Source organism: Kordiimonas sp., assembly GCF_048264555.1.
Classification (GTDB): domain Bacteria; phylum Pseudomonadota; class Alphaproteobacteria; order Sphingomonadales; family Kordiimonadaceae; genus Kordiimonas.
Map to the genome: position 1 here is coordinate 132,665 of NZ_JBLXCX010000006.1, position 13,297 is coordinate 145,961.

8 protein-coding genes are annotated in these 13,297 nt (G+C 54.6%); 4 read left to right on the forward strand and 4 right to left on the reverse strand.

What is annotated here, in order from left to right; translation table 11 throughout:
- The first annotated feature begins 9 nt into the window (after window positions 1–9).
- The 3 genes from ligA (at window position 10) to ACN0XZ_RS15685 (ending at window position 3,957) form a co-directional block, all read left to right on the forward strand.
- Complete coding sequence (gene ligA, locus ACN0XZ_RS15675; protein WP_417458735.1) at window positions 10–2,370, forward strand: NAD-dependent DNA ligase LigA; 2,361 nt, start codon at window positions 10–12, stop codon at window positions 2,368–2,370.
- 67 nt (window positions 2,371–2,437) lie between these two features.
- Window positions 2,438–3,403 carry a TIGR00341 family protein gene (locus ACN0XZ_RS15680; RefSeq protein WP_417458736.1) on the forward strand — a complete coding sequence of 322 codons (966 nt, stop codon included), beginning with the start codon at window positions 2,438–2,440 and terminating at the stop codon, window positions 3,401–3,403.
- Between the two features lie 227 nt (window positions 3,404–3,630).
- Window positions 3,631–3,957: a hypothetical protein gene (locus tag ACN0XZ_RS15685; RefSeq protein WP_417458737.1), complete on the forward strand. Its 327-nt coding sequence runs from the start codon at window positions 3,631–3,633 to the stop codon at window positions 3,955–3,957.
- Window positions 3,958–4,020: 63 nt separating this feature from the next.
- Here ACN0XZ_RS15685 and ACN0XZ_RS15690 read toward each other — a convergent pair whose 3' ends face one another.
- The 3 genes from ACN0XZ_RS15690 to ACN0XZ_RS15700 all read right to left on the reverse strand — a co-directional run bounded on the left by ACN0XZ_RS15690 (window position 4,021) and on the right by ACN0XZ_RS15700 (window position 9,210).
- A complete protein-coding gene (locus tag ACN0XZ_RS15690) occupies window positions 4,021–4,929 on the reverse strand; it encodes a 50S ribosomal protein L11 methyltransferase (RefSeq protein WP_417458738.1) in 909 nt (302 codons plus the stop codon).
- A gap of 17 nt (window positions 4,930–4,946) precedes the next feature.
- Window positions 4,947–7,322 (reverse strand): ATP-dependent helicase, encoded by a 2,376-nt coding sequence (locus ACN0XZ_RS15695; RefSeq protein WP_417458739.1) that lies wholly within the window; start codon window positions 7,320–7,322, stop codon window positions 4,947–4,949.
- Between the two features lie 79 nt (window positions 7,323–7,401).
- The gene (locus ACN0XZ_RS15700; protein ID WP_417458740.1) at window positions 7,402–9,210 is read right to left on the reverse strand and encodes a chloride channel protein; all 1,809 of its coding nucleotides are present in this window, start codon (window positions 9,208–9,210) and stop codon (window positions 7,402–7,404) included.
- 272 nt (window positions 9,211–9,482) lie between these two features.
- Between ACN0XZ_RS15700 and ACN0XZ_RS15705 the strand changes: the two genes are divergently transcribed.
- On the forward strand, window positions 9,483–12,965 hold the full coding sequence (locus tag ACN0XZ_RS15705; protein ID WP_417458741.1) for an AsmA family protein: 3,483 nt from the start codon (window positions 9,483–9,485) through the stop codon (window positions 12,963–12,965).
- Here the strand turns inward: ACN0XZ_RS15705 and ACN0XZ_RS15710 are convergent.
- Window positions 12,962–13,216 carry a ribbon-helix-helix domain-containing protein gene (locus tag ACN0XZ_RS15710; RefSeq protein ID WP_417458742.1) on the reverse strand — a complete coding sequence of 85 codons (255 nt, stop codon included), beginning with the start codon at window positions 13,214–13,216 and terminating at the stop codon, window positions 12,962–12,964. The two genes, ACN0XZ_RS15705 and ACN0XZ_RS15710, sit on opposite strands and share 4 nt — an antisense overlap.
- Window positions 13,217–13,297: the final 81 nt, after the last annotated feature.

Below are 13,297 nucleotides of genomic sequence, written 5' to 3' on the forward strand. Positions count from 1 at the left end.
GAGGATAGCATGGCGGAAGAGAGCAACATTCCAGTCGAAAGTTTGGATGAAACACAGGCCCGCGCAGAGCTCGCTCGCCTTGCCATGGAAATCGCCTACCATGACCAGCGCTATCACGGCGACGATAACCCTGTGGTTTCTGATGCAGAATATGATGCGTTACGGAAGCGAAATGAGGCAATAGAACAGCGCTTTCCCGCGCTCATCCGTTCCGATAGCCCTTCAAAACGTGTGGGCGCAGCGGTGCGTGCCAGCAAGTTTGACAAGGTCACACACTCGAAGCCTATGCTGTCACTTGAGAACGCCTTTAGTGGCGAAGATGTGACGGAATTCGTGGCGCGAGTGAGGCGTTTCTTGGGGCTAGGTGAGGCGGAGAGTGTGGCGCTCACCGCCGAACCGAAAATCGATGGTCTCTCCCTCGCCCTTCGCTATGAAAAGGGCGAGCTTGTGCAGGCCGCTACCCGCGGTGACGGTGCCGTTGGGGAGAATGTAACCGTCAATGCGCGCACCATTGATACGATCCCTGAAAAGCTCTCGGGAAGCGATTGGCCTGACGTTATCGAGGTGAGAGGTGAAGTTTATATCGGCAAAGCCGATTTTTTTGCCCTTAACAAAGCCCAAGAAGAAAAAGGCGGCAAGGTGTTTGCCAACCCACGCAACGCCGCTGCCGGTAGTCTGCGTCAGTTAGATAGCAGCATCACAGCCGCTCGCCCTTTGAAGTTTTTTGCCTATGCCTGGGGGGAGGTGTCTGAAATGCCAGCCACGACCCAAATGGGCATGATTGAGCTTTTCAAAGCCTGGGGGTTTGATGTGAACCCCTTGATGCAGATATGTGACGGAGCCGAAGCCGCTATCGCTCATTATACCATGATCGCGGAGCAGCGTGCGTCGCTCGATTATGACATTGATGGTGTTGTTTATAAGGTGGACCGGCTTGACCTACAGGATAGGCTGGGCATGGTGGCGCGGGCGCCGCGCTGGGCGATTGCCCACAAGTTTCCTGCGGAAAAAGCGACAACTATTCTTCGGGACATCGATATCCAAGTGGGCCGAACAGGTGCTCTCACACCTGTCGCGAAATTAGAGCCTGTTACCGTGGGCGGTGTGGTTGTCTCCAACGCCACCCTTCATAACAGGGATGAGATCGCCCGCCTTGGTGTGCGAGTTGGTGACACAGTTATCATCCAGCGTGCCGGTGATGTGATCCCGCAGGTGGTTGCGGTTGTCGCTGAGAAGCGACCGGCAGGCGCGGTACCTTTCGCCTTTCCAGAGGAATGCCCGGTTTGCGGCTCTCAGGCCGTAGCAGAAGGCGATGATGTGGTGGTGCGATGCACCGGTGGCCTGATTTGCTCGGCCCAACTTGTTGAACGGCTCAGGCATTTTGTTAGCCGCAACGCGTTTGACATCGAAGGGCTGGGCAATAAACAGATTGAAGCTTTTGTGAACTGGGGCTGGGTGAGTGAGCCCGGTGATATTTTTGAGCTTTCCAGCAAAGTAGATGAGCTGAAAAACAAAGAAGGATGGGGCGACAAATCAGTCGACAACCTTATTGCCGCAATAGAAGAACGCCGGAGTATCGATTTTCATCGTTTCCTGTTTGGCCTTGGTATCCCCAGCATTGGCCAGGAAACGGCCAAGCTGTTGGCGCGTCACTTTGGTGGGGTCGAGGCTTTGGTTGCTTACCTCAAAGACGTGCTTATCCATATTCAAGCACTCGAGGTTGACTTCAGCCCGCAGGAGATCTCTTCCCTCAATTATGTGCTGATGAAGTTTGGCTCTCTGAAGGCGTTTGAGGATGCCCTGCGCCCGGGCGATCTCCTTGCAGACCCTAACGCCTATGTTGGCTTGGTGAAAGAGCGGGTGGACCGCATCACATCCGGCCAGCTTAAGGGGGACAACATCAAGCTGGCTCATCTGGAAACCGTGGCAGCGTTTCTTGAGCGCGATAATTTCCGCTTTCCCGCCGATGTGGCGCGGGCACTTTTCAATATAAATCAGGAACTGGCATCGATCGATGGAATCGGTGTGGATGCCATCCTGAATATTGAGGACTTTTATACCGAGCCGAAAAACCGGGCAGCTTTTGAGCGCCTTATCGGGCTCCTTTCCATCAAAGAAATGGCCGGGCAAGCAAGCGATAGCCCCGTCACTGGTCTCACTGTCGTGTTTACCGGTAGCCTCGAGAAGATGACGCGCAACGAGGCGAAGGCGAAGGCTGAAGCACTGGGCGCGAAGGTCGCGGGTTCAGTCTCCAAAAAAACAGATATTGTTATTGCCGGGCCAGGTGCTGGCTCGAAGCTCAAAAAGGCGGCAGACCTTGGTGTCCGCACCATGGATGAGGATGAGTGGCTGGCCTTTATCGCAAGCTAGCATCAGGCAGCTTGTGAAGCTGCATGAGCTGCATTAGGCTTCTCGGGAAGCAAGCACGGGGAAGCTTATGTCACTCAAGATGTTGCAGGTAACAGCACCGGTATCCGCTGAGGCCAATATCAAATCTATCGCAACATCGCATGAATGCGTGATCTCCTACCATAAGGGCGTCGCGCTTGATGAAGATCATGCGCTCTTTTTTTTGCTAACCCGGTCGGGCGACAGGCAGAAAGTTATTGATGCCTTGCAGCAGCTTCTCAGTATCTCGTCAAAAGCGCGCATATCCATCCTGCCCGTGGAGACCACTCTGCCGCATGTGGATCAGGAAGGAACGACAGATACACGCGAGGAGCTGTTCCAGAAAATGGGGCAGGGTGCGCGGCTGGACATGAATTTCATGATTCTCACCTTCCTGTCCACGATCGTGGCGTTGATCGGTCTGATGCAAAACAACGTTGCCGTGGTGATTGGTGCGATGGTGATCGCGCCGCTTCTGGGCCCCAACCTTGCTTTCGCCTTTGGTACCTCGCTTGGCAACAAAGAGCTTATGACCCAGTCATTTGTGACCGCCTTTTCCGGTATTTCACTAGCGGTTGCCGTGTCGGCGGTTATTGGATTCGTATGGCCAGAACTCCCGGATAGCTGGGAACTTATGAGCCGGACAGAGGTGGGGCTTGGTGGTGTGGCGCTGGCTGCGGCATCTGGCGTTGCCGGTGTACTTTCCCTGACCTCGGGCCTTTCCATGACGCTGGTTGGCGTGATGGTGGCCGTTGCATTGCTGCCGCCTGCCGCTACCTTCGGTTTCATGCTTGGGCAAGGTGAGCTCAAGCTGGCTTACGGTGCGCTTCTCCTCCTGGTGGTTAACGTGGTGTGTGTAAACCTGTCTGGCCTCCTGGTTTTTCTCGCCAAGGGCATTCAGCCGCGCCTTTGGTTTGAGCGGAAGATGGCAACCCCCTATGTGATGGGCGGTATTGCTCTGTGGACCATACTACTTGCCATGCTGATGTTTGTGATTGGGTTTCGGCCAGTCTGATCAAAACATTTCATTTCTTTCGCTGAAATGTCATCTCATCGCCTTTTTATTACCAAAATGTGACCTGCGTATTGCGAGAAGGTTAATCGCAATAGCTATGCGTTTTATGCATATCTAATACGCAGTTTTAACGCCTTCTTAATCATAACAAACAGGCCTATCTAGGCGGCGTCAGCAAGGGCTGATGAAATAAAAATAAACAGCGAGATTGGTTAAGGAGATTACCGATGGCAAAAGCAGCAAACGAATTTGTAACACTGGATGCATTCAGCTTCATGGGTTTGATGGCAGCGAACGGCAAAGTGCCTGGCGCCGTGTGTGGCCGCAAGGACAAAGAATTCTTTCTGGTTACCGCAGAAGAAACCGTATCAGAGCTTGCACTGGACCTGACAGCCAAAGGTGATTTTTTCACGCTGATGACAGCAAACGGCATGATGCGCGCTGAGCCTGTGCGTAAGCCTGTTCAGTTCAAGATCACCCGCCCACGCAGCCTTGGTGGTGGTTTTGGCGGCATGGGTGGTGGCGCCTTCGGCGGCGGCGCACTGGCCCACTAAGAATTTTCCAAGCAGGGCAGCGACTGAGCCGCTGGCCTGCGATCCTCAGGTCTCTGATGAGATCTATGGCTTGCGCAATGTAAGCGCGAGCCACTCCCCTTTCTCTACTCTGCCCAGAGTTACTAGTCCTCGAGCCTTATAGGCGTCGAGGACTTCTTTTTTCTGAGTTACGAGAAGGCCCGACAAAACAAGGGTGCCGCCCGGAGCCAATGCGTCGGTGATGTCGCCGGACAGGTCAATCAACGGCCCAGCAAGGATATTGGCGACAATAAGATCGAAGGGGCTGTCACCGCTAAACGCCGGATCATCCAATCCGGCCGCTACAACCGTTGCAATGCCTGCTTTATCCTGCCCTGGTTGACGTGGCACGCCTGCGTTGATTTCGATGTTTTCATCGGTCACGACGATGGCGATGGGGTCAATATCGCTAGCCACAACGTGGGCACCTGACCAGACTTTATGTGCCGCGAGAGCAAGAACGCCGGAGCCTGTGCCAAGATCGAGTACCTTGTGGGGAGTTATCTCGTTCGCGAGGCTATCGATCACTTCAAGGCAGGCTGCTGTTGTTTCATGTTTGCCTGTGCCGAAAGCCTGCCCAGCGTCTACCTGCAGGTTGATGGCATTGGTGCGGGCTTTGTTTTTGTCGTGCGCGCCAAACACAAAAAAGCGACCTGCCTCAACCGGCGAAAGCAGTTTTTGGCTTTCACTGACCCAGTCTTTGTCTTCAACCGCGGCGAAGTCGTGTTGCCAAGTGGTGAGGTCCGCACGCTCGAGCAGCTCCGGCACAAATGAACCATCGGGTTTTTCAGCAAAAAAAACTTCCACGACCCAGAGGGGCTCGCCCGGCTGTTCAAAATAGGACAGGGTAGGAGGGAACTCTCCGCGTTCATCCCCCATGACCGACAGAAGTTCTTCAAGCGCTTCTGCGCGCTCAAGTGTAAGTTCGCCTTTCAGGCACCAAATTTCAGACATGAAAACTCCTTTGGCCCTCAGGCACGGGTAACATAGGTGTCGACAACGCGCTTGCTGCCAGCCTTATCAAAAGCAACCAGTAGCTTGTTGCCTTCAACATCCTCAACGATGCCATAGCCAAACTTATCGTGGAAAACACGCTCCCCCACGGCGATATCGCTAACCAGCGGTTTTGGTTTGGGCTTTGGTTTGCGGCTTGAAGTTGTAGGCATATCAATGGTTTTGGCGGTGCGGTTGTATCCGGCTTGCTGTTGCCGCCAGTTTTGAGCCCGCTGCCAGCCAGGGCCATATTTGTCGCCGGAAGAAGTGTAATAACCACTTGAGCCGCCCGAGCCGAAGTCGTCATAGGTGTCCCCCCAGCTTCCGCGATTGCTGCGGCCGCTATAGAGCCCTTGGGCCGATTCCATTTCCACATGCTCGCCGGGTAGTTCTTCGATGAAACGGCTGGGCAGGCTGGATTGCCACTGGCCAAATACCTGCCGGTTGCCCGCAAAATAGATATAAGCTTTTTGCTTGGCGCGTGTGATGCCCACATAGCCAAGCCTGCGCTCTTCCTCGAGCCCACGAACGCCAGTTTCATCCAGCGCGCGTTGGTTGGGGAATAAGCCTTCCTCCCATCCGGGCAAGAAGACCGTATCGAACTCAAGCCCCTTTGCTGCATGGAGGGTCATGAGCGTGACCTTCTCTTGGGTCTCATTGCTGTCGTTTTCCATAACGAGTGCAATATGTTCAAGATATCCACCAAGATTCTCGAATTCACCCATCGAGGAAACCATCTCCTTGATGTTCTCGATTCTGCCTGCAGCATCTGGTGAGGTATCGTTTTGCCACATCTCCATATAGCCTGATTCTTCAAGTAGCATTTCGGTGACTTCGGTGTGGCTGTGGCTATGCAGCAAGCCGCGCCAGCGATCAAAGTCATCCATCAGCCGAGTGAGCGACTTACGCGCTTGTGGTCTTAGCATATCAAGCCCGGTGATCTGCCGTGCGGCCCTTGTCATGGAAATACCGTGTGAGCGCGCGAGATGATGTACCTTTTGTACCGCCGTGGTACCAAGCCCGCGTTTGGGTACGTTCACTATACGCTCAAACGCGAGATCATCGTCCGGCTGTGAGATGACGCGCAAGTAAGCCATTACGTCCCGAATTTCCGCGCGTTCATAAAAGCGTGGGCCGCCGACAACGCGGTAGGGCAGGCCAAGCGTAATCATACGTTCCTCGAACTCACGCATCTGAAAGCCGGTGCGGACAAGGATCGCAATTTCGCTGAGCTTGTTGCCCTTATGCTGCAGGCTCTCAATCTCTTCGCCTATGGCGCGGGCTTCTTCAGGGCCGTCCCAAACACCACGGATGTCGAGCTTCTCGCCGTCGTGCTGGTCGGTCCATAGCGTTTTACCGAGCCGGTCTTCGTTGCCTGCGATCAACCGTGACGCGGCGGCAAGGATGTGTCCGGTCGAACGATAATTCTGCTCAAGCTTAACGACCTTCGCACCGGGGAAATCGGTTGAGAATTTGAGAATGTTGCCGACCTCAGCGCCGCGCCAGCCATAGATGGATTGGTCGTCATCACCCACACAGCAGATGTTCTTTGAGGCTTGGGCCAGAAGACGAAGCCAAAGATATTGCGCAACGTTGGTATCCTGATACTCATCCACCAGAATGTAGCGGAACTGATTGTGATACTCGCGCAGCACATCCGGGTTGTTTTGAAAGAGGGTAATGACGTGCATCAGCAGGTCGCCGAAGTCGCACGCGTTCAATATCTGTAAGCGTTCCTGATATTGTTCATAAAGCGTGCTGCCAAGCCCGTTCGCAAAAGCGAAGGCCTCGCCTTGGGGTACTTTTGGGGGTGTAAGGGCGCGGTTCTTCCAGCGGTCAATCAGCCCCGCGAGCGTTCGTGCGGGCCACCGCTTTTCATCAATATTTTCTGCCTGAATGAGCTGTTTCAGAAGCCTGATCTGGTCATCGGTATCGAGAATAGTGAAATTGGACTTGAGGCCCACAAGCTCAGCATGACGACGCAGGATTTTCACGCAGACGGAGTGAAATGTACCAATCCACATACCTTCAACCGGTCGCCCGATTACGCGCGCTACCCGGTCTTGCATTTCTTTCGCGGCCTTATTGGTGAAGGTCACGGCCAAGATGTTCCAGGGTGCTGCCCGACCCGTTGCCATCAGATGACCAAGGCGGGTGGTCAGCACACGGGTTTTGCCTGTACCAGCTCCTGCAAGCACCAGTAGGGGGCCATCTGTCGCCAGCACGGCCTCACGCTGCGGTGGGTTCAGGCCTTCAATATAAGGGGGCGGCGCATCCGCATGTGGTGCTTGGGGTATAGACGGCGCTTGGGTATCGCCATCGTCCAGATCATCAAGGTCAAAAGGGTCGCTCATCATTGGGGGTCTATAGCACCCAATGGGAAGCACGAAAAGAGCGTCAATGGCGCAGGCTGAATTTCTTCAGAAAAAGGGCTTAGACACGGCGGCGTAGCCGGGTGTCGCCGCCTTGGCTTTCGAGCAAGGCCCGGTTATATTCCTGCATCACATCCCGGTGGCGAATAAGGCCTACAACCGTGTGGCTGTTATCCGATGAGACCACAGGCAGGGTTTCTTCACCACTGACATCCAGCTTATGAAGCGCTACCTGAAGCGGTTGGTTTGCTTTCACTGTTTGTGGCATATCGCGCATATATTCGCGCACCACATGCGTGCGCGCGGTGTCACCCTCGAAGATATCCGCAGGTAATTGCCCAAAACTTAAAACACCAACCATCGCACCAGCTTCGTCTGTCACAATCAGCATGCCGCCGCCTTGGGTGACAAGAAGTTCACGTGCCTTGATCGCGGGTTCGGTGTCGCGCACCGTAAAAAAGTCACGGGTCATGTGGTCTGCCACACGAGCGGATTTTAACAGATAGGTCGCTTTGCCGCCCTCAAGCCGAATGCCTCGGTTCGCGAGTTGCATCAGGAAGAAAGAACGTTCGTAAAACGCGCTGGTGACCATGCTGGCAACGGCAGATGCGATCATAACGGCAATGGTCACGTTATAGTCACCGGTGATTTCAAACACGATAAGCATGGTTGATATTGGTGCGCCCAGCACGGCTGAGGCGACAGCCCCCATGCCAACAACAGCATAAAGGCCGGGTGTAGATGCAAGCTCTGGGAAAACCGCACCGGCTGCTATACCAAACGCGCCGCCGACCATGGCGCCAAGGAAAAGCGATGGGGAGAATACACCGCCACCAAATCGACCACCGTAACAGATCACGGCTGCGACCATTTTTGCGATCACGAGTGAAATTAGCAGTTCAAAACCGTATTCGCCATTGAGGGCTTTGCTGGTTGCTTCATATCCGACGCTCAGCACCTCCGGGAAATACAGCGCGATCAAACCGACCCCAAGGCCAGCGATTGCAGGTTGCAACCAGTAAGGAATCTGACTGATTTTCCCCCGTATCTTGTCTGCCCAGTCGAGGCCGGACATGAATATCACCGCGGCCAGGGCAGACGCGATGCCCAAGATGAAAAATGCCGGAAATTCCCAGAAGCTGGCGATGGCATATTCGGCTGTGTGGAACGCGGGGAAGTCGCCAAGGTGCGCGCGGCTCACGAGGGTACCGGCGATTGCAGAGATAACCACAGGCGCAAAGGCGTGCAATGCATAGTGCCCGATGATAACTTCCAGCGCGAAGAAAACGCCAGCAATGGGCGCGTTAAAGGATGCAGCTACAGCCGCAGCCACACCGCAACCAAGTAAAGTCCGCGCGACGGATGGGTTGAGGTGTAGGACGCGTGTGACAGCCGCCGCAAGGGTCGCACCGATGTGCACCACAGGGCCTTCACGCCCCAGCGACGCACCTGAGCCGAGTGAGATAACCGTAACACCCGCGCTTAAAAAACCTTCTTTGAGGTTTAGTTTACCCTCCCTGATCGCTGCTGCCTCAATCACATCTGCAACGGCACGGGTCTGGTGTTTGGGCAAAAAACGGAGCAGTTGCCCGACAATCAAACCGCCGATCACAGGCACTGCAATCAGGTGATACCATGGAAGCGTAGCGGCTCCTGTTGCCAGTTCGGCCTCTTCCGGGCCAAAGCCGATGGTAAGAAGTTCACCAATCGCCAGATAAAACCCGATTGCGGCATAGCCTGAGATAACACCGATAAAACCTGCGATGACGGTGATGGCGCCAAACTCATAGCCGCCTGCACTGAAGAGCGAAGCCCGTATACGTCTTCTAAGCCGCTGAAACCAGTTTCGTTTTATGTGCCCGCTTGGCATGCCTATGCTTCCCCGAATCTGAATGAGTGCATTGCGCTCAAGGCAAAACCTAGGGGTGCAGGTGATAGGGAAGGTTGGAGTATTCTTCTGGTGTTCATAGTGCTCAAATCAAGGCCGTTTTCTGCACCTTAGTGTCAGAATTTCAAAAGGTTAAGAATTTTCGCCGCAAGCTTGCCAAATTGATATGGATACTTGGGAAGGTCACTTGCAATCAGCATCAGCTTTGCGCACTCTGGGCTAATGATGCGCACGGCGTGCAACGGAGGACGGGAATGAAAAAGGGCAAGATCACAAAAATCCTGACGTGGCTGGTTGGAAGCTTGGTCGGGCTGGTGGTGATAGCTTCCGTTGCAGTCGGTTTTCTCGACTGGAATCAATATCGGGGCACGTTGGCTTCTCTTATCTCAGAGCAAACCGGCATGAGGGTTGAGCTCGCCGGAGATATTCGCCTCGGTCTGTTGCCGCGTCCGTCGATGTCGGCTGAACAGGTTCGGATGTTCCCAATGCAGGAAGGTGTTGTAGAACCTGTTGCGACCGCTGAGCTGATTGAAGCCCGGCTTGGTATTTCTGCACTTCTCAAAGGTGCGCTTGATATCCAGCATTTGGGCCTGACTGGGCTGGATGTGACATTGGAGGAGCGCACGGATGGCAGCATCAACTTGCGGGGCTGGCCAGAGGCTAATGAGGACGAAACATCTGAATCTGCCGCTGCAATAAAGTTAAATCGCTTAGAGCTACAGGGCGGCAAGATCACACTGGTGAATGCGGATGGCACCTCCCGCATATTTGAAGAGATTCAGCTTAATTTTTCCGGGACATTACCGACGGGCCCGTTTGAGTGGGATGGCGGGCTTAAAACAGCGGGGGAAAAGCTCACCACTGAAGGGAAGTTGCGACCGTCACGGGAAGAAGGGGTGACCTCGATTAAGGTGCTGGCCGCAGTGGCTGGCGGGTCCGCAGATATTTCGGGACGACTTGACGACGGTGCTTTCGCTGGACGGGTCCAACTGAACGGCAGTGAGTTAGGGAAATTCGTCGCCGCGGCAACTGCTATGGGCACTGGCGAACCAGGTCCTTCTATGTTGCCTAATGAGGCATTTGAGCTTGACCTGCAGGTCGAGCCTACGGCTGGTGTGACCCGAGTAACCTCCCGTACCTTGAAGGCCGCAGAGACCTTGGGGCGGGTGGACCTTACACTCGCAAGCCGTATGGAGAAAACCCATGTAGGCGGCACCCTCTCGCTTGGTATTGTTGATCTTCAGCCTTGGATGGAGGCAGCCCAACAGGCGGGCTCTTCCTCTACTACTGATCAGAATACCAGTGCAGCATCAGCGCCTGAGTTGCCGGTCTTTGGAAATGTAGACGTTACAATCGAAGGCATCCGGGTGTTGGACGGTTTGATCCAGCAGGTTGATTTTGCACTTGGTGTTGGTGATGAGGGCCTGTTCATTGGGGACATGCAGGCACTTTTACCCGGCGCGACGAGTGTTAGCTTCAAAGGTCGCCTTGGGGCCGATATGCGCGGCAAAGGTACGCTCAACGCCACCTCGGGTAACTTGCAGGATATGCTGCGTTGGCTCGGTTATGACCCGAGCGGACAACTTGCACCAGGCCGTCTTGCGACAGCAGATTTCGCCGGGACGCTCGAGCTTGATGGTGACAGGTGGTTGGTCTCGAATATCAAGAGCCGGTTGGATACGACAAATATCACGGGCGGTGTGGTCGGTACACTCACGGGAGGTTGGCCGACCAACGTGTCGCTTAATGCTGACAATATCAATTTGGATGCCTACCTGCCCGAACAAACTGCAGCGGACACTAATGCGACGGACGGGTCCTCACGGAAACCTTCAAAATTCTTCGCCATGTTGCCGGAAACAGCGTCGCGCTTAGACTTTAAGGCCGGTGCAGTGCAATGGGCCGGTCAGTCCTTCAGAGACATTAGTATTGATGCGCAGCTCGCCAGCACAGGCGTGAGGGTGACATCTCTAACGCTAAAAGGTGGTAAAGGAAGGCTGCAAGCGGCGGCGCAAATCCGTCCTTCCGGCTCTGAGCTGGAGGTAGACAGCGATGTTAAACTCACCGATTGGCCCATGCCATTTGTGCTGGCTGTTATGCCCGATATGCAACCCTTCATTCGCGCGAGCGGCATGAGCGGGTTTGATGGCAACCTGAGGCTCACAGGTCCTTTGTCCAATTTGCATCTCTCAGCTTCCGCCTCCAATGGCGCGGCGCGTCAAATAGCAGCCAACGGGACCGTTGCCTATGTGGCGGACAGGCCGCTGGCGTTTGATGTGCGGGGAACGCTCAAGCACGACAATCTACGTCCGTTGGCTTCTCAAACTGGTTTTGAGATCAACGGTGGTGCCTCGGCTGACCTGACTTTTAGTGCCAGTCAGAAGATTAATGCGCCGATCAAAATGGATGTCAGCGGCGAGTTTGCTGGTGGTCAGTTGCTTGCAAAAGGGGAGCAGGGTGACAGCAAAAGCAACTGGCAGGTAACCTATGACCACAAACGAGCCCAAGCTGCAGCGCGCAAGTTTTTGCCTGCGCTAACCGTGCCGGCACCAGCGCAGCCGCTCCGTATTGCTGCAAACGTTACGCTTTCCGAAGGGGCGTGGGCGCTTGAGAGCCTGGATGTCAGAAACGGGGAGGCTCAAATCGCTGGCAATGTAGGCTCGGACAACAAGAGCCGACTGTATGGCAAGCTAAAGGGCTCTGGGTTTGTGTTCAATAATCTGACTGGCAACGCAGATAAACAGCAGGCAACTGAGCCGGAAGGGGAACCCTTCAGTTTTGAGACGCTGAGGGGGTATAGTGGACAAGTTGATCTGGCGCTCGATGGGGTCACGCTCGCTGGTCAACGAGTTCAAGCTCCTGCTGCGGCGCTCACGGCTGGTGATGGGTTGATCCGGCTCGATCTTGGTAGCAGTGCGCAATTGAATGGGCAGCCTGTGACAGTTGCTGTCGATCTTGACGTGAGTGGTACTCCCGCGCTTAAGGGCAATATCGTGATCAAGGAGTTGGATATAGCGTCCATGCTGCTTTCCGAAGGGTTCGGGAAGGTGGCCGATGGTGTGGCTTCCTTCAACTTCAACTTCAATGCCAGCGGCGAAACCCCGGAAGCGATGCTTGCGAAGCTCAGAGGGCGTGGCGAGATAACCGGACGTGCGGGTGCGCTTAATTTCCTGAGCGTGCCATCCCTCGTGCGCGAGATGTCACAGGCGTCTACACCCACGGGGTTCCTGACCTCTATTGGGGGCTTCTTACGGCAGGGGAAAACCAACTTTGCCGCCCTTGAAACACGTTTCACACTTGATGGTGGCGTTGCTCTCGTTGAGGCGCTTTCGGCAAGTGGCCCTTGGGGCGCCTTGTCGCTCGATGGTCAGGTTAACTTCAGTGAAAGCCTGATGGACCTCAAAGGGCAACTAAACCTCACCAGCCCGCAGGATGCGCCGGTTATTCCTGTAAAATACTCCGGTTCACTCAACAACCCCTCCGCCAACTGGACAAGCCGTGCGCTTGAAAGTTTCGTGATTGCGGGCATTGAGCGCCGCATCCGCACAACTTTGTTCAAGGAACAGGAAAACCGGGAAGCGACCACTGGGGAGGCTGCCACAAACCCGGCGGGCGAGGTGTTTAGCCGCGCGTTTGGTTTCCTGAACAACCTCAAAAAAGCGCAGGAAGAGAAAAGGAAAAAAGAAGCCGAGGCCAAGAAGGCAGAGGAGGACAAAAAAGAGGGCGACGGGACCTAATCGGTACGCGCTTGTTTTTCCAGCATTTGCAGTATGAACGCCCGAATGGCGCCTGATAGCGAGCCGTTTCTCGCTTCATCAAGTTGACGTACAAGCTCGTTCACGGACGTGTTGCGGTCTTTGGCAATTTGCCTGAGATGTCGCCAGAAACAAACTTCAAGCGAAATCGAAGTACGGTGCCCGGATAGGGTGACCGAATGTTTTTCCAATTTAGCGTCATCAAGGTCGTACATGACGTGATCTTGCATCATGGAGGCAACCGGTCAAGTTACTTGACGTGATGCAGCGAAAACAATAAGAACAAATATAGAACAAATAAATGCGGATGGCGG

Coding starts and splice junctions, on each gene's coding strand:
- ACN0XZ_RS15695 (WP_417458739.1), bottom strand. CDS start 7,322: ATGAGCGACCCTTTTGACCTTGATGATCTGGACGATGGCGATACCCAA.
- ligA (WP_417458735.1), top strand. CDS start 10: ATGGCGGAAGAGAGCAACATTCCAGTCGAAAGTTTGGATGAAACACAG.
- ACN0XZ_RS15710 (WP_417458742.1), bottom strand. CDS start 13,216: ATGATGCAAGATCACGTCATGTACGACCTTGATGACGCTAAATTGGAA.
- ACN0XZ_RS15680 (WP_417458736.1), top strand. CDS start 2,438: ATGTCACTCAAGATGTTGCAGGTAACAGCACCGGTATCCGCTGAGGCC.
- ACN0XZ_RS15690 (WP_417458738.1), bottom strand. CDS start 4,929: ATGTCTGAAATTTGGTGCCTGAAAGGCGAACTTACACTTGAGCGCGCA.
- ACN0XZ_RS15685 (WP_417458737.1), top strand. CDS start 3,631: ATGGCAAAAGCAGCAAACGAATTTGTAACACTGGATGCATTCAGCTTC.
- ACN0XZ_RS15700 (WP_417458740.1), bottom strand. CDS start 9,210: ATGCCAAGCGGGCACATAAAACGAAACTGGTTTCAGCGGCTTAGAAGA.
- ACN0XZ_RS15705 (WP_417458741.1), top strand. CDS start 9,483: ATGAAAAAGGGCAAGATCACAAAAATCCTGACGTGGCTGGTTGGAAGC.